This is a genomic window from Pedobacter sp. W3I1 (genome assembly GCF_030816015.1).
Lineage (GTDB): Bacteria > Bacteroidota > Bacteroidia > Sphingobacteriales > Sphingobacteriaceae > Pedobacter.
Genome location: NZ_JAUSXN010000001.1, coordinates 4,939,695 through 4,956,377, shown reverse-complemented (window position 1 = coordinate 4,956,377; position 16,683 = coordinate 4,939,695). Strand labels below are relative to the sequence as shown.

Sequence of the window (16,683 nt, the reverse complement as noted above, 5' to 3'; positions counted from 1 at the left end):
TTTATTCATTGATACTTCAAAGTGTCAACTACCAATTGTAAATAGGTTCATTAGTCATTTGTTCATTGGTAACTGCAAAGTGCCAACTGCCAATTGTAAATAGGTTCATTAGTCATTTGTTCATTGGTACTGCAAAGTGTCAACTGCCAATTGTAATAGGTTCATTAGTCATTTGTTCATTGGTACTGCAAAGTGTCAACTGCCAATTGTAAATTGGTCATTACTGTTTCTCACAATTATCCTTTCTATCAATTGTCATCCTGAGCGTAGTCGAAGGACCTTTTTGTTATGCGTCACCCTGAACTTGCCTCAAGGTCTTTACTAATCAAATAGTTTAAGAAGTCATAAACAATATCATTCTGAATGAAGGGTACTGAACAAAATTCAGAAGACGAGGAAATCAGAATGACGGTACAATTATAAATCTTCATTCTCAAAATTTGCAAAAAACTGGATTATATACGAGATTTACATTAGCAAATTAATCAATCGATTGATTAATTTGCTAATGTAAAAAATGTTAATTTTAATCATATGAGCACATACCTCGTACCAGTAGATTTTTCAAAAACAGCAGATCATGCTGCCAAATATGCCGCCAGGTTGAGTTTTGCAATGACCAACTCAAAAATTATCCTGCTTAATGCCTATTACGTTTCAGAATATGAAAGTATTCTTCCAACCCCTGATATGCTCATCACCACAGATGCACATATTGCTGAAGAAATTAAGAAGAGGCTCGAAGCGCTGGAAAAACTCAAGTTAAAAGTGTTGGAGATTAATTCCAATGTAGAAATCGAGATCTCATTAACAAGAAAAACACTTTTACGGTCCATCATCGATCGGGTAAACAGAGAGGAGATTGAGCTCATTATTATTGGTAGTAACGGTAAAAAGGGCGAAAGATGAAAGTGATATCGGTTCTAATGCCATTAAAATCTCTAAATCAAGTCCGGTGCCTGTATTGGTTGTGCCGCCTAAAGCCGATTATCAATCGATCCGTAAAGCCATTTTAGCCTGCGATTTTAAAAAGGTTAAAGAAGTAATCCCCATGCATGCCCTTAAAAACATCCTCAGTAAACATGCTTTAGAACTTTTGGTGCTCAATATCAATTCAGGCCACACCATAGATTCGGAAGAAGAACATTTTTTACATGAAATGTTAAAAGATTTTTCTCCCGCTTATCATTATTCCGATCATCCTGATACCATTAAAGGGATCGTTAAATTTGCAAAAAGTGAAGAAGCACAATTGATTATCGCATTGCCTAAAAAGTATAGCTTTTTCGAAAGCCTGCTTCATGAAAGCGTATCGCAGAAATTAACCATTAAATCGCACGTACCCGTACTGTTGTTAAAAGATTAACTGATTGCGATTTGCAACAGCTAAGTTACATTTTGCCATTAAACTATTGATTTTTTTTAGACTCAAACCATCTCAATTTTCAACCAAAAACAACAAAAACAACATGAAAAAATTAATGATGATTTGCGGATTAATGCTAGGTATAGCTGGTTTCGCTAACGCGCAGCAAGGTGGTGGACAAGGCAGAATGATGATGAAACCTGAAGAAAGAGTAAAACAGTTAGACGAAAAATTAAAGTTATCTGATGATCAGAAAACAAAGTTAACCACTGTTTTTACTGAGCAGGCAGAAACCATGAAAAAAATGCGCGAAGAAATGCAAGGTGGTGATAGAGATGCGATGAGAGAGAAAATGCAAAAAATGCGTGCTGAGAATGATGCAAAAGTGACTGCAGTATTAACAGACGATCAGAAAAAAACTTACGAAACCTGGCAAAAAGAGCAGCGTGCCGAAATGGAAAAACGTAGACAAGGTGGTGGAAATAACTAATCTTGATAAAATATCAAATAAGAAAAGCGGCTTTATGTCGCTTTTCTTATTTTAGCAGAAAAATAGAATATGCCTGCCAATTTCCCACCCATTATTTTAGCATCAAAATCGCCACGCCGACAAGAACTCCTGACCCTCATGGGCTTAAACTTTAAAGTCGAACTGAAAGATATAGATGAAAGTTATCCTTCAGATTTAAGTCCCGCTGAAATTGCCGTTTACATTTCAGAACAGAAGGCTAATGCATTTACCGCTAATGGTGAAATAGTGATTACAGCTGATACCATTGTTGCCTTAAACGGCGAAATTTTAGGTAAACCTGAAGATAGGGCGCATGCACAAGAAATGTTAAAAAAGTTATCTGGGAGCAGACATGAAGTTTTTACTGGTGTAACGCTTGTTAAAGGCAATAAAACTCATTCGTTTTACGACAGGACGGAAGTTTACTGTAAATCTGTTACCGCCGATGAAATCGACTTCTACATTGATAATTATAAACCCTTTGATAAGGCCGGAAGTTATGGTGTGCAAGATTGGTGGGGTATTGTAGTGGTACAGCGCATAGAAGGCTCTTATACAAACGTAATGGGCCTGCCAACAGAAAAACTTTATAACGAACTGTTGAAATTTATTTAAATCCCCTTGTGGAATTCTCGTAAAAGTTTCATCATCTAAGAAAATCAAGCAAGATGAAAACGAGAATTAGCGAAGTTACCATACCCGAACCCTGTTTGCAAAACTGGGATGAAATGGAAAAAGGAACAGGTTTTAATTTCTGTAAAGCCTGTAGTAAAAATGTAATCGATTTTTCAGGTTATACCAATGCCGAAATTATAGGGGTATTGGCTAATTCCGGTTCTTCGGTATGTGGCCGCCTAAGCCAAACTCAATTAAATCAGCTCAACTATCATTTATCCATTGTTCCAACAAGCAACAAAAACTGGATGAAATATCTTGGGGTGCTTGCCATTGGGATGAGTGTTTTTGTAATGGAGGCCAGGGCAGAAAATCTGAAAACACCAATTGAAATTACAAGTAGCCTAAACAAAAGAGCAGACGATACAAAAACCGCTGTACCCAAAAAAATATATGGTTATGTTATCGGCGCAGATCATAAACCTGTAGCTGGAATAAGGTTAGCCATTCTTGATACCAAGTTTTTTGCAATGACCGATAAAAATGGCCGGTACGAAATCACTTTTGATAACAAATTTGATCTTAACAATAATAAATTAGTGGTTGAAAGCATGAGATTTAGTGCATTTTTAACTATTGATTTTTCTAAGGAGAAACAAAGCAATCTTAATCTGAAGAAGGCCGAGCCCATGATCATGGGATTGGTAATTTCCACAGTTAAAAAGAAATAACCTAATACGCTCACTGAGGCTATCATTAAATATAACGTTGTCATCCCTGAGGGTTAATTTATTTCATGAAATGAATTTAATTACATGATTTTGAGTAATTGAATAGCGTCAGGGCATCGTCATTTCGACCGCAGTGGAGAAATCTTTGAACTATGTTATAAGATTTCTCTCCCCGAAAGTTCGGGACTGCGCTTCAGTCGAAATGACGACCGATTTTTAGTATCTGTCATTGATAGCTTGTTGAAGGACTTAATTAAACATCTTTAGTATGTTTCGACTACTTGTCCCGATTCTTCTGGAAGCTCAACATGACAAAATCTGAGGATAAAATCACCTTTATAATCCCTCCTCATTTTTATATCTGGCTGGCTAAAACACCCATTTTTAAATCGTAGGTAGAAAGTGTTAGCCGATTTATTTTAGTTCTGCCTAAAACATAGTTGGTAATTAAAGCAGCAATTACAATCATATCAACCCTTAAAGGGATGATGCCTGGCATTTCGGCACGTTCTTTATGCGTAGCATTGAGTAGTTTGATCGAAGTTGCAATATAGTCGTCGAAATTGAATGCGAAGGTTTTAGTCGTATTGATATCTGTTTTCAGATTGTTTTTTCTGATCATGAGTTCAGCAAATGTTTCGAATGCTCCGGCAGATCCAATTAAAATTTCAGGCTGGTATTTTTCGCAGATATCGAAAAGATCGGTCAGTTGATTTTGAATGTGAAATAAAATGGCATTCTTCTCTTCGTCGGCTATGGGATCTGATTTGAAAAATTGTTGCATTAAACGTGCTGCGCCAATGTTATAACTTTTCTTCCAGATCAGTTTTTCAGGATCACAAAGGATAAATTCTACACTGCCACCTCCAATATCCATAATCAAGGATAGCGCTGTTATCGCCCCGCTCAGTTTTACGCCTTGGTAAATTAATTCAGCTTCTTCATCGCCGCTAATCGTTTCGATGCTTATTCCAGTTTTTTCTTTTACCACATCTACGAAATTTTTCCCGTTTTCAGCACTTCTAACGGCTGAAGTAGCGGTTGCCCTTACCTTATCAACCTGGTATTCGGCAATAGTTTGACTAAAACCTTTAAGACAATTTATACCTCTTTCAAAGGCTACCGGGATAATGATGTTGTCGTTAATTCTTCCTTCACCGAGTTTAACCGGAATATTAGTTTTGTATAAAATCTCCAACTGGTTTGTTTTTGCTTCAGCGATGAGCAAGTGGAAAGTGTTTGTGCCGAGGTCGATAACTGCAATGCGCATATTTGATGTTTTTGTTTTTGGACAGCAGTGGCAGTAGTTCTTCGGTGCTGATAGTCCTGCTATCCATTAAATTTCGTTAACGTTTGTGCTAAATTAAGAGTAGTAGAGCGAAATACCATTGCTATCAGGTTTATTTTATTTAAGTCCGTGGGTTTTGGCAGGGTAGCAAATGGCTTATAAGTTTACGCTCTTGCCAGGTTTCCATAAATAGTAGCACAAACCCAGGTTAATAAACGGGATAGCAGCGGCAGCTCCCGATTTTTCATCGGGACTACAGCGTATAGCCTGACTAACATTAAAAAATATCGCTGCAATTGCTTTCCTCAATCTTATTCCATTATTATGGCTTGGAAAGCAGAGCCAGTAGTTCTTCGGTGCTGATAGTCCTGCTATCCATTAAATTTCGTTAACGTTTGTGCTAAATTAAGATTAGTGAAGCGAAATAACATTGCTATCAGGTTTATTTTTCAGGGACTGTGGGTTTTGGCAGGGTAGTAAATGGCTTATAAGTTTACGCTCTTGTCAGGTTTCCATAAATAGTAGCACAAACCCAGGTTAATAAACGGGATAGTAGCGGCAGCCTCAGATTTTTTCAATCTGAGCTATAGCGTATAGCCCGACTAACATTAAAAAATATCGCTGCAATTGCTTTCCTCAATCTTATTCCATTATTATGGCTTGGAAAGCAGTGGCAGTAGTTCTTCGGTGCCGATAGTCCTGCTATCCATTAAATTTCGTTAACGTTTGAGCTAAATTAAGGTTAGTGAAGCGAAATACCATTGCTATCAGGTTTATTTTTCAGGGGATGTGGGTTTTGGCAGGATAGTAAGTAGCTTATAAGTTTACGCTCTTGCCAGGTTTCCATAAATAGTAGCACAAACCCAGGTTAATAAAACGGGAAAGCAGCGGCAGCTCCCGATTTTTCATCGGGACTACAGCGTATAGCCCGGCTAGCATTAAAAAATATCGCTGCAATTGCTTTACTCAATCTTATTCCATTATTATGGCTTGGAAAGCAGTGGCAGTAGTTCTTCGGTGCCGATAGTCCTGCTATCCATTAAATTTCGTTAACGCTTGTGCTAAATTAAGGGTAGTGGAACGAAATATCATTGCTGTCAGGTTTATTTTATTTAAGTCTGTGGGTTTTTGCAAAATAGCGAGGTGCTTAACCTCTTACGTGATATCAGATACTTCCTGTGGTGTCGGATGTTACCATCTGACACGGTAACAATCACTCAGTGGTATTACTCGCCATATATTATCTGAGCAGTCAGATGGAAACATCAGACTGCACTAATATATCTATTTCACTAAATCTTGTAATTGTTTTGCATTATGCAACGCCCCAACTCCCCAGGTATTATTAAAATAAACAAAAACTTCACCAGCACCATCTTTAATCTGATTTTTGAAATCCTTAATCGTATTCATATCATATTCAGATTTATATAATACAGGTTTTCCATGAAAACGGTAATAAATGGTTTCTGTATTCTGGATCACATCATCAGGCAGGGCATAAGGGTAACTCTGTCCGCTAAAAATGATTTTGTTTTTGGCTAGTTTTTTATAAATTTCATCTTCAAACCAACTGATGTGACGAAATTCCACTACATTTTTAAAAGCTGGATTTAAATTTCCGATCAACAGATTTAACCGTTCTTCACTATAATCGAACTTCGGTGGAAACTGAAAAAGTACACAGCCCAATTTCTCTTTTAGCCCGATTTGAATAGCTTCGTAAAAATCGTTGATAAGTTCTTCGCAATCTTTAAACTGTTTGTAATGTGTAATTAAACGTGGTGCTTTAATGGTAAACAAAAAATCGTCCGGACTTTCATCGTACCATTTATCGAACGATTTTTGAGTTGGCATTTTATAAAAGGTAGAATTGATCTCTATTGTATTAAAATGCTCGCAATAATACTTAAACCAATCCTTTTGTGCCAAACCTTTAGGGTAGAAGACCTCTTTCCATTCGCGGTAATAGAAACCTGAACAACCAATTCTCCATTTCATGTATAGAAAACAGGTTATAAAGGGAAAGGTTTATTCTCCGTTATAGATTGCAGTGAAAATAATCAACGAGATGCCAATGTAACCTGATAGTTTTAAATAGACCTTGTTTTTATTTCCTGTAAATCCTAATGTCAACATAATTAACAAATAAAAAATTGAAAGTGTTAAAAAGCCGGTAAGAGGAGAATGGTGGCCTTTTTTATATTGTAAATTTTCTGTTGGGGCGGCGAAAAATATGGTTATTAGTATTGGAGAAATCCAACCGATACAATAGCATGTAAATATCGCCCAGGCGATAGGATTCTTTTTAAAAGCGTCATTGACTTCATCCATATTTTACTGTTAATACCTTGTTATTGAAATTGTAACCCCTAAAGAGGGCAATATTTAAGAAAAATAACCAGTTTGGTAAGGGCCGTTAACGGAATAAACAACCATTTGTCCACTACAACTTTTTGGTTTAAAAATTGCTGTGATGGAAGATCAGATTATGAAAAAATAAAAAACTATGAAAACACTCTTAAAATTAACTGCCCTTGCACTTGTATTGTCGGTAACAGCATGCAAAAATGATGGTAAAAAAGACAGTAATGCTAAAACAAGCTACGCTGAGGTTGATGAAAAAGACGTAAATGAGATTATTGAGTACAACAATGTAGTGGTAAGCTTTACGGATAAAAACAACGATTATATTAAGCGTATAGAAGGTAACATTATTAAAATTGAAAAAGGCTTGGGAAACCCAAATGACAATTTCGCTTTTATTGGTTTAATCACGCCATTTTCTATGAGCACAATCAGTAGCAGTAAAATAAAGCCAGATACACCTCCAAGTGCTTTAAGCAGCGATGATCAAAAATTTTTCAAGGAAAACGTAGTATCCATGACGGGCGTACTTGATAAAATTAAAGAAACATATAAATCTTTAGATGAATATATCCAGGCAGAAGATTGGAAGGATGACAAAGGGGTTAAAGGAAAAGCTTTAGTGGATTCTATTTACAGCATGGGCAAAAAATATTATGCTTATGATGAACAGGTTTTGGCTAAATTAAATATAATTGGCGATGATGCAGAACGTGTAATTTTAAAAACTCACCCGCTAAAAGAGTATATTTTTGCATTAAAAGATGACAGGAGCAAAGTTGCCGAGTTTACTAAATTATTGGCCAGTAATAAAAATTATAAAACGATAGAGGCAAAGGCTAAATCTGCTTATCAGGTGCTAGAAGATCAGTATAATAAACATGTAGCTATGACTGCGCCCGATGCAGCTAAATTTCCTGGCAAGGATAGTTATTTTAGAAATTTTAACGATCGGTTAAATGATTATTTAATTGCGGCGAGGAAAATGATGCGTGATGCATCTGCTTCTGGTAAATTAACAGAGTATGATATTGAGGAATTAGTTAGGGATCAGGATAATATGAGATCGGCCTACAACAATTTTGTTGACTAGTTGAAACAAAAAAAACCGATGCTTGCGACATCGGTTTTTCAATTTTATATTTAATTCATTACTCGAAGTATTCTTTCATTCTTTCGAAGAAACTCTTATCATTTTTACCTGGTTGAGGCTTAAAGTTCGGCGATTCACGTAATTTCTCTAAAGCATCACGTTCGTCGCTACTTAAAGCTTTTGGTGTCCAGATGTTGATGTGGATAATCTCATCGCCTCTGTGGTAAGAATTCACTTCTGGCAAACCTTTACCTTTTAAGCGCAATAATTTTCCGCTTTGGGTACCTGGTTCGATTTTTATTTTTGCTTTACCATCAATGGTTGGTACCTCGATACTCATACCTAAAGCAGCATCAACAAAACTTAAATGTAAATCGTACACAATATTATTGCCTTCGCGTTTAAGCGTTTCGTGCGGTGTTTCTTCAATTAAGATAATTAAATCACCAGGGATGCCACCATTAGGTGCTGCATTTCCTTTTCCACTCATGCTTAATTGCATACCTTCACTTACACCGGCAGGAATATTAATGGTAATGGTTTCTTCGCCACGTACAACACCGTCTCCATGACAAACTGTACATTTTGAGGTAATTTGCTGACCGCTACCGTTACAGGTAGGACAGGTAGATGCAGTTTGCATCTGGCCTAAAATGGTATTGGTTACTCTACGCACCTGGCCGCTGCCACCGCAGGTACCACAGGTACTAACCGATGATTTATCTTTTGCGCCAGAGCCGTCGCAAGTTTTACAAACGATCAGTTTATTAACCTTGATTTTCTTTTCTGCACCATGTGCAATTTCTTCAAGCGTTAATTTAACTTTTATGCGCAGGTTGGAACCTTTGGCAACACGACGACCGCCACGTTGCTGACCGCCACCGCCGCCGCCAAAAAAGCTTTCGAAAGGATTATGGCCGCCAAATACATCGCCGAAATTGCTAAAAATATCGTCCATGTTCATGCCGCCACCGCCGTAACCACCGCCACTTGCGCCACCAACACCAGCATGACCGTATTGATCATAACGTTGTTTTTTATCGGGACTGCTTAAAATTTCGTAAGCTTCTGCAGCTTCCTTAAATTTATCTTCAGCAGCTTTATCTCCTGGGTTTTTATCTGGGTGATATTTAATAGCCATCTTGCGATAAGCTTTCTTTATCTCATCAGCGGCTGCGCCCCTAGTTACGCCTAATACATCGTAATAATCTCTTTTACTCATCTTCTTTATAAAATGATTGAATGATTAAGTGATGGAATGAGAGAATGTTAATTCAATCATTCAAAATTCAATCATTCAATAATTATTTCTTACGCTCCAACTACAACTTTAGCAAAGCGGATAACATTATCATTTAAGGTATAACCTTTTTCAACCTCATCAATCACTTTCCCTTTAAGGTCATCGCTAGGAGCAGGGATATTAGTAATGGCTTCGTGGAAATCGGTATTGAAAGGTTGGCTAATGCTTTCTACATCTTTCAAACCTTTTTGTGCTAAGGTATTTTTCAGTTTTGTGCTTACCAACAATATACCTTCTTTAACCGGAGCTACCTCAGTAGCAGTTTCCATTGCTTTTAATGCACGGTCAAAATCATCTAAAACAGGTAAAAGTGAAACAATTACATCTTTACCAGCAGTTTGCAATAATTCTACACGTTCTTTTTGCGTACGACGTTTATAATTATCGAACTCAGCATATAAACGTAAATATTTGTCGTTAAGCTGTTGAACTTCCGCTTGCAATTTTTCTTCTGCAGATAATTCGGGTGCCTGCTCAGTTTCAGCGATAGGAGCATCAGTATTCTCTACATTCTCAGCAGTATTTTCTGATGTATTTTCAGGATTCATTATATTTTCTTCTTTATCGTTATTTTTCTTCTTATTAAACATAATACTAGGCTGAATTTTTTTGTGTTAATCTCAACTATTTTGCCATAAACGGAAATCAGCCAAGCTGTCAGATTTATTTGTATTTATCTGAACAGATTGGCTGATTAGCTGACGGATGTCAGAATTTTTTATACGATTTGCGCATCTTCGTGCACAACTCCATTCTCACATTTAATGATGCGCGAAGGGAAAGTGCGGATGATGTGGTAATCGTGTGTTGCCATTAATACTGCAGTTCCGGCCTGGCTGATTTGTTTTAGCAGGGTTACAATTTCTTCTGATGTTTCTGGGTCTAAATTCCCGGTAGGCTCATCAGCTAAAATTATTTCCGGATCATTTAATAAAGCTCTTGCAATAACAATACGTTGCTGTTCACCACCAGAAATTTCGTGTGGCATTTTTTTGATTTTAGAACGTAAACCAACTTTGTCTAAAACATCTTTAATGCGCTCGTTAATTAGTTTTTCATCTTTCCAGCCTGTTGCCTTAAGCACAAACTCAAGGTTTTTTTCGATGGTCCTATCAGTAAGCAATTGAAAATCCTGAAAAACCACACCCAATTTACGGCGTAAAAAGGGCACCTGGCTTTCTTTTAGGTTTTTAAGGTCGAAACCGGCAATATTGCCTTCACCATTGCCAATATGTAAATCGCCATATAATATTTTAAGCAAGCTGCTCTTACCCGAACCTGTTTGACCGATCAGGAATACAAATTCGTCTTTTTCGATGTGTAAATTTACGTTTGAGAGGACTAAATGTTTCTGTTGAAAAACATCAACATTGCTTAAATGAATTACTGAGTTGCCTGCCATATTATATTTCTAATTTTGCAATCTGCCCGAAAGGCAAACCTTTAACCATTTCCATAATGTATTCTTGCTTGTCGCCAAGTCCGAGTTTTTCCAGCGATTTATCAGGTCTGTCAACCCTAAAGTAAGCTAAAAGTGTAAACTTGTCATCTCTTAACTGTACGTAATCCGGAATTTTGGCTATGCCTTTAACTTTAACGATATACATTGTGTCCAAAAATAGCTATTTAAGCTGAAAGACCAAAGGAGAAAGCTGAAACACTAGTTTGAGAAATTCAATTTAGGTTGTTTAAGAACTCAACAGTATTTACATTATCGGCATAATCCCAAAGTTTTGGGTGCTGGCTTTGGCCAAAGCTGAAAGTGTTTAAATTTAAAGGTGATTTGGTAATCACACATTGAATATTTTCTGATTTATCCTTTAATTTATCTTCTACTTCTTGGAGGTTCTCATATTCCTCATAAAAGAGAACGGCCAGAGGCGACGTAAGGCTCTCATCTTCTTTCAATAGCAAAAAGCCATTATCAAAGTGTTTAGCCGCATTAACGAGATAGATAGATTTATTATAGTCGTAATTGTTATTATATTTAAAATGGTTAATAATGGGTTGAAAACTTTCTATGCCTTCGTAAAAATTCGCAATATCGTAGCCTTTAGGAAAATAAAGTTTAGAAACGTTTCTGCAACCTAAACCAAAATAATCAAAAATATCATTTCCCAGGTTTTGAATATCCTCGAAACTTTCTGAACCATTTAAAACTGCAACACTGTTTCTGTTTTTTCTGATAATGTTGGGTACTTTACTAAAATAATAATCAAAATAGCGTGATGAATTATTGCTGCCAGTGGCAATAACCGCGTCAAAATCTTTTAAACGCTCTACATATTCTATTTTATTCTCAAAGGCAGGCTCTATTTTAATCAGTTCGGTAATTACAGCTTTAATTAATTTATCATCAGCCGAAGAAAGCTTAATTAAAGCAATATTGCCCGTAGCCAATACACTTAAAACATCATGCAAACCCACTAGTGGAATATTCCCTGCCAGGATTAAACCAACCTTTTTTGGGGAGGTGCTAAACTTAACCGATTTGAACCAAATGGCTAAATCAACCTCATTTAACATCTCAGCAAAAGATAAAATAGATTTTTTTATGTTTTCTGAAGTAAACCACGCATTTGTGCTTTCAGCGCTATAAAACGCATTTCCTAGTATGTCAGTAGGGTTTGTAAGCAATAAGCCCAGTTTGTTGAACGCGATTATTACTTTTTCTTGAGTTAATGCTGACATATTTAGAATTAATATTAAGTGATTATATATTATATTTGCATCGCAAAGGTAAACTAAGCAAAAGAATTAGACGAAAACATGGCGATTAAAATAACAGATGAGTGTATAAATTGCGGGGCTTGCGAACCGGAATGTCCTAACAACGCAATTTACGATGCCGGTACTGCATGGCGTTTTTCTGATGGTACTAACTTAAATGGTATCATTGATTTTGGTAATCAACAAATTGAAGCTGATGCCGCTCAGGAAGCTGTTTCGGATGAAGTTTATTACATTGTATCCGATAAGTGTACAGAGTGTAAGGGCTTTCATGATGAACCTCAGTGTGCAGCAGTTTGCCCGGTTGATTGTTGCGTAGATGACGAAGATATCCGCGAAACAGAAGAAGAATTATTGGCTAAGAAAGCTTGGTTGCACCAGGAAGGATAGTCTCTATCAGATATTTACAATGAAAGTCCCGCAAAAGCCGGGACTTTTTTGTTTTCTATCTAGTGAAATTAGCAGTTTATAGTTGCCATTGAAGTAAATGACTAGTGAACAAGCATCCAGTTTTCAGTTGGCAGTTTGCAATTACCAATAACTAATGGCTATTGAACCAATGAGCTAATCTACGTCACATTTATTCGGGATAATTAAAACCGGACAAGCAGATTTTCTCGCCACGTGTTCGGCAACGCTTCCCATTAAAAAATGGTACAGTCCGGTACGTCCGTAGGTTCCGATAACGATTAAATCAGATCCCCACTCATCTGATTGCTGGATAATACCATGTGCTGCGGTATCAACAATGCTCAAATAAGTGGTTTTTATGCCTTTCCCGTATTTAGTCTCCATTTCTTTGAGTAAAATATGGCTGTTTTCTTCGCTGTTATCGTAAGTTTCCAGAAATACCGGAGCCAGCGTTAAATCGGGATTTACGTTGGCTGGGATAGGCTCGATAATATTAACCAATGCTACTTCTGCTCCAAATTTTTCAGCCATGTCGTAACCGGCTTTTGCCGCTTTTTCTGAGCAGGTACTGTTATCAACGGCAATTAATATTTTTTTAAAATTCATGGCGAGCTATTTAAAAGGTGATCATCATAAAAATAACAAATTTGCAGGCAAAATGTTAGGCAATGGATGTATTTTATTAGTTTTACAATAGTTTCACGAGCACATTTAAATGGAAAATCAATACGGTATTTGTAGAGTTGCTGTAGCCCCCTTAAGAGCTGATGCATCAGATAAAGCAGAAATTGTTTCGCAGCTTTTATTCGGCGATCATGTCGAAATTATTCAGAAGGAAGACCGCTGGTGGCTCATTCAAAATGGCTACGATGGTTACGAAGGCTGGATGGATTTCAGGCAATTGGCCGCGATTCCCCAAAACCAATTTGCAGAAATGCACAATTGTAAATTACATGCTCCGCTAAGCTTCAATAATGTATTAACCGCGTCCGATGGAAGTTCGTATCATTTAAGTCCGGCAAGTAACCTTCCTTTTTTAAAGGATGGTTTTTGTTATGCAGGTGAAGAAAAGTTTAAACTGAATTTCGAAGCATACGATAATAGTGCTGTAAATTTTACCGATAGCGTTACCGAAACGGCTAAATTTTTTCAAAATGTCCCATACCTATGGGGGGGAAGGCATTTGTTTGGCTTAGATTGCTCTGGTTTTGTTCAAACCGTATTTAAAATGTTAGGCATTAAGTTAAATCGTGATGCTTCACAACAGGCCGAACAAGGTGAACTGGTTGGCTTTTTAGCTGAATGTAAAGCTGGTGATGTTGCTTTTTTCGATAATGATGAAGGCAGAATTACTCATGTGGGTATTATGTTGAGTCCCAACGAAATTATCCATTCTTCAGCCAAAGTAAAAATCGATCCGATTGACGATCAGGGAATTTTTAATAAAGAATTGGGAAAATATTCGCACAAACTTAGAATTATCAAACGTTTTGTGGAATGATGGTTGTGAAAGAAGCGTCACCCTGACCTGTGGCGCAGCGGAAAGGTACGGAGTAAACCGAGCCTTAAGCGAGCTCACCGAAGGTAATTCATTTCAGCATCTTTATTTATATCAAGAAAGATGCTAAATTAAATCCGATAACTATTTTAAATTGCTAAACCTATATCAGCCTGAGTTCGATTAATATTTATGCGTTTTAATTAGTTTTAGTCTACTTTTCCTAACGCGATCGTCATGCTGAATTTATTTCAGCATCTTTTCTGCTAGACTGACCCTGAAATAAATTCAGGGTGACGACAGCACTTATCATAATGAATAAAAAGAAACCCTAAATTATTCCATTTCCCAAACCATCACCTGCCTGTCATCTCCTGTAGAGATTAAATATTTACCATCATTGCTCCAAATAATTTTGTTAATAGAGTGGGTATGGCCTATTCCGGCTTTTTCTAAACTTAAAATTTTATACAATTTAAAGTTCTCTGCATCCCAAAGTTTAATGCTTTTATCCTGACTGCTCGTTGCGAAATAAGGAAGGGTAGGATGAAAGGCAATATCGTAAATGGTAAACATATGCGCCGGAACAGTTTCTCTGAGTTCGTAATTCGGTAGATCCCATATTTTTAACTGCGCATCCCTACTCCCTGAGATGAGGTATTTGCCGGTTGGATGATAAGCCAAGGAGGTTACTGGTAATGAATGTCCTTCCAGCGATTGTTTTAAACTATAATCGGTAAGGTTATAAATCCTGATTAGGTGATCTTTACAACCAAAGGCGACTTCACTTTCGTTAGGCCCAATTGCAATGGCCCTAACGGTATCATAAGCTACCTGGAAGCGGTAAATCTCTGTAAAGTCACTCAGCGACCAAACCGCAACCGTTCCATCTTCACCTGTGGTTAAAAGCTCATTTTTGCCCTTTACCGTTTGTATGTTGAAAATGGGTTTGGTATGGGCATTTATTCTGGCAATTACCTTTTGTCCCTTTAAATCATAAACGCTAAACGCACCGCTCCGTTCCCCAACAAATAATTGATCGTTGTAGTAGTGAAGACAATAAACGGAACTCTGTACAGGCATTTTAATCCGAACAAAGGCCATGGTATGTAACGACCATTCTACAACGCCCTTATCGTTTCCTGCACTAAAAAATATACCATTCTCATCCGAATTGGATAATGCATATACAGGGTTTTGGTGACCGGGAAGGGTTTGCAGGTGTTTGAGCATTTCTTGAGGTTTAGGGTTTAGGGTTTAAGGTATAAGGTTAGGCATCTAGAGCCTTAAACCTTACGCCTTTTACCTCAAACCTTTATTGATGTCTTTTCTCTAAATTTTTTGCAATATCCTGAATAGATAGACCTTTTTCTTTCAATAAAAACAATAGGTGAAAAACAAGATCTGATGCTTCTCCAATGAGTTCCTCTTCCGATTCGGCCAATGCAGCAATTACAGTTTCCACGCCTTCTTCACCAACTTTTTGGGCAATCTTATTTAGTCCCTTGCTGCGCATTTTGTTGATATAAGATCCTTCAACCGGATTTTCATATCGATCGTTAATGATGTTCTCGAGTTCGAAAATGAAGTTCTGGTTATAATCTGTTTTAAAACAGCTACGGCTTCCGGTATGGCAGGTTGGACCAACAGCTTCAGCTTTAATCAGAATGGTGTCGTTATCACAGTCTACAAAAAGTTCTTTAACAAACAAAAAGTTATTGCTGGTTTCACCTTTGGTCCATAGGCGGTTTTTAGAACGTGAAAAGAAAGTTACTTTGCCTTCGGCCTGTGTTTTAGCAAAAGCTTCTTCATTCATATAACCCAGCATTAAAACCTCCAGGGTTTTGTGATCCTGAATAACTACCGGAATTAATCCATTTGTTTTTTCCCAATCAAGGGAATTGGTATCGATTGTCATTTTATTTTTTTTATTTCCGAAAAACAGACTCATGACTAGGGACTGCCGACTCCGGACTTATTTATATTCTTACCGGAATATTGTTCCTTTTCAATTCTTGCTTTAAATCCGGGATCAGAATTTCACCGTAATGAAATACCGAGGCTGCAAGTGCGGCATCAACATTGGCTTTTTGAAAAACCTCTGTAAAATGTTCCATACTCCCTGCTCCACCTGATGCTATAATCGGGATATTGATCATTTGGTTTACTTTACTGAGCAAGCCGCAATCAAAACCTGCTTTGGTACCATCGTGGTCCATAGAGGTTAACAAAATTTCTCCTGCGCCTAAATCTTCTGCCTGTTTAATCCAGTTTTCGGTTTCCAGTTCGGTAATTAATCTTCCTCCATTTAAGTGAACCATGTTTTTACCGTTTACATATTTGGTGTCGACTGCTAAAACCACGAATTGTACTCCGAAAGTTTTAGCCAGGTCTTCAATTAGCTTTGGATTTCGGACAGCTGCAGAATTGATGCTGATTTTGTCCGCTCCTGCATTTAATAACGCTTCAGCATCGGCAATTTCTGTTATCCCGCCACCAATGGTAAATGGGATATTTAATTGCCTGGCAACAGATTTAACCATCACAATCATCGTTTTACGACGCTCGTGGGTTGCCGTAATATCCAGGAAGACCAGTTCGTCGGCACCTTGTTGGGCGTATTGCGCCGCCAGTTCAACTGGATCACCAGCATCACGTAAATCAACAAAGTTTACACCTTTTACCGTGCGGCCGTCTTTAACGTCTAAACAAGGGATTATTCTTTTACTAAGCATTTGTTTGGGTTTTCGTCATTATAAGGTACGAAGCA

The 16,683-nt window shown here is 37.4% G+C and carries 20 protein-coding genes; 8 read left to right on the top strand and 12 right to left on the bottom strand.

Going from position 1 to position 16,683, the window contains the following annotated elements:
* Nucleotides 1–534 precede the first annotated feature (534 nt).
* The 5 genes from QF042_RS20170 (at nt 535) to QF042_RS20150 (ending at nt 3,223) form a co-directional block, all read left to right on the top strand.
* Nucleotides 535–909, top strand: coding sequence for a universal stress protein (locus tag QF042_RS20170; RefSeq protein WP_307531762.1), 375 nt, complete (start codon nt 535–537; stop codon nt 907–909).
* Nucleotides 863–1,366 (top strand): hypothetical protein, encoded by a 504-nt coding sequence (locus QF042_RS20165; RefSeq protein WP_307531761.1) that lies wholly within the window; start codon nt 863–865, stop codon nt 1,364–1,366. Before QF042_RS20170 ends, QF042_RS20165 begins: the two co-directional genes overlap by 47 nt.
* A gap of 103 nt (nt 1,367–1,469) precedes the next feature.
* Nucleotides 1,470–1,856 (top strand): Spy/CpxP family protein refolding chaperone, encoded by a 387-nt coding sequence (locus QF042_RS20160; protein WP_307531759.1) that lies wholly within the window; start codon nt 1,470–1,472, stop codon nt 1,854–1,856.
* 69 nt (nt 1,857–1,925) lie between these two features.
* The gene (locus QF042_RS20155) at nt 1,926–2,492 is read left to right on the top strand and encodes a nucleoside triphosphate pyrophosphatase (protein WP_307531757.1); all 567 of its coding nucleotides are present in this window, start codon (nt 1,926–1,928) and stop codon (nt 2,490–2,492) included.
* Nucleotides 2,493–2,545: 53 nt separating this feature from the next.
* A complete protein-coding gene (locus QF042_RS20150; protein ID WP_307531755.1) occupies nt 2,546–3,223 on the top strand; it encodes a hypothetical protein in 678 nt (225 codons plus the stop codon).
* 355 nt (nt 3,224–3,578) lie between these two features.
* Here the strand turns inward: QF042_RS20150 and QF042_RS20145 are convergent, their stop codons facing one another.
* The 3 genes from QF042_RS20145 to QF042_RS20135 all read right to left on the bottom strand — a co-directional run bounded on the left by QF042_RS20145 (nt 3,579) and on the right by QF042_RS20135 (nt 6,845).
* Nucleotides 3,579–4,493 carry an exopolyphosphatase gene (locus QF042_RS20145; RefSeq protein ID WP_307531753.1) on the bottom strand — a complete coding sequence of 305 codons (915 nt, stop codon included), beginning with the start codon at nt 4,491–4,493 and terminating at the stop codon, nt 3,579–3,581.
* Nucleotides 4,494–5,795: 1,302 nt separating this feature from the next.
* Nucleotides 5,796–6,512, bottom strand: coding sequence for a DUF72 domain-containing protein (locus tag QF042_RS20140; RefSeq protein WP_307531751.1), 717 nt, complete (start codon nt 6,510–6,512; stop codon nt 5,796–5,798).
* A gap of 30 nt (nt 6,513–6,542) precedes the next feature.
* Nucleotides 6,543–6,845 carry a hypothetical protein gene (locus tag QF042_RS20135; RefSeq protein WP_307531750.1) on the bottom strand — a complete coding sequence of 101 codons (303 nt, stop codon included), beginning with the start codon at nt 6,843–6,845 and terminating at the stop codon, nt 6,543–6,545.
* A 175-nt stretch (nt 6,846–7,020) separates the two neighbouring features.
* Between QF042_RS20135 and QF042_RS20130 the strand changes: the two genes are divergently transcribed.
* Complete coding sequence (locus QF042_RS20130) at nt 7,021–7,971, top strand: DUF3829 domain-containing protein (protein WP_307531748.1); 951 nt, start codon at nt 7,021–7,023, stop codon at nt 7,969–7,971.
* Nucleotides 7,972–8,029: 58 nt separating this feature from the next.
* On the opposite strand, the gene dnaJ is transcribed toward QF042_RS20130, so the two are convergent.
* From dnaJ to QF042_RS20105, 5 genes are all read right to left on the bottom strand, one after another.
* Complete coding sequence (gene dnaJ / locus QF042_RS20125) at nt 8,030–9,193, bottom strand: molecular chaperone DnaJ (protein WP_307531745.1); 1,164 nt, start codon at nt 9,191–9,193, stop codon at nt 8,030–8,032.
* An 89-nt stretch (nt 9,194–9,282) separates the two neighbouring features.
* Nucleotides 9,283–9,864, bottom strand: a complete 582-nt coding sequence (locus QF042_RS20120) for a nucleotide exchange factor GrpE (protein WP_307531744.1) — start codon at nt 9,862–9,864, stop codon at nt 9,283–9,285.
* Between the two features lie 128 nt (nt 9,865–9,992).
* A complete protein-coding gene (locus QF042_RS20115; protein ID WP_029278680.1) occupies nt 9,993–10,676 on the bottom strand; it encodes a cell division ATP-binding protein FtsE in 684 nt (227 codons plus the stop codon).
* Nucleotide 10,677: 1 nt separating this feature from the next.
* Entirely contained in the window at nt 10,678–10,881 is a 204-nt protein-coding gene (locus tag QF042_RS20110; RefSeq protein ID WP_029278679.1) for a hypothetical protein, read from the bottom strand.
* Between the two features lie 67 nt (nt 10,882–10,948).
* The gene (locus tag QF042_RS20105) at nt 10,949–11,965 is read right to left on the bottom strand and encodes an acyl-CoA reductase (RefSeq protein ID WP_307531741.1); all 1,017 of its coding nucleotides are present in this window, start codon (nt 11,963–11,965) and stop codon (nt 10,949–10,951) included.
* Between the two features lie 78 nt (nt 11,966–12,043).
* Between QF042_RS20105 and QF042_RS20100 the strand changes: the two genes are divergently transcribed.
* A complete protein-coding gene (locus tag QF042_RS20100) occupies nt 12,044–12,394 on the top strand; it encodes a 4Fe-4S dicluster domain-containing protein (protein ID WP_025143125.1) in 351 nt (116 codons plus the stop codon).
* A gap of 174 nt (nt 12,395–12,568) precedes the next feature.
* Here QF042_RS20100 and QF042_RS20095 read toward each other — a convergent pair whose 3' ends face one another.
* Nucleotides 12,569–13,021 (bottom strand): universal stress protein, encoded by a 453-nt coding sequence (locus QF042_RS20095; RefSeq protein ID WP_307531733.1) that lies wholly within the window; start codon nt 13,019–13,021, stop codon nt 12,569–12,571.
* Nucleotides 13,022–13,130: 109 nt separating this feature from the next.
* Here QF042_RS20095 and QF042_RS20090 point away from each other — a divergent pair, with 109 nt between their 5' ends.
* Entirely contained in the window at nt 13,131–13,916 is a 786-nt protein-coding gene (locus QF042_RS20090) for a C40 family peptidase (protein WP_307531731.1), read from the top strand.
* 333 nt (nt 13,917–14,249) lie between these two features.
* Here QF042_RS20090 and QF042_RS20085 read toward each other — a convergent pair whose 3' ends face one another.
* The 3 genes from QF042_RS20085 to hisF all read right to left on the bottom strand — a co-directional run bounded on the left by QF042_RS20085 (nt 14,250) and on the right by hisF (nt 16,648).
* A complete protein-coding gene (locus QF042_RS20085) occupies nt 14,250–15,146 on the bottom strand; it encodes a WD40 repeat domain-containing protein (protein ID WP_307531729.1) in 897 nt (298 codons plus the stop codon).
* Nucleotides 15,147–15,228: 82 nt separating this feature from the next.
* Nucleotides 15,229–15,831: a bifunctional phosphoribosyl-AMP cyclohydrolase/phosphoribosyl-ATP diphosphatase HisIE gene (gene hisIE, locus QF042_RS20080; protein ID WP_307531728.1), complete on the bottom strand. Its 603-nt coding sequence runs from the start codon at nt 15,829–15,831 to the stop codon at nt 15,229–15,231.
* Nucleotides 15,832–15,892: 61 nt separating this feature from the next.
* Nucleotides 15,893–16,648, bottom strand: a complete 756-nt coding sequence (gene hisF / locus QF042_RS20075) for an imidazole glycerol phosphate synthase subunit HisF (protein ID WP_307531726.1) — start codon at nt 16,646–16,648, stop codon at nt 15,893–15,895.
* Between the last annotated feature and the right edge of the window lie 35 nt (nt 16,649–16,683).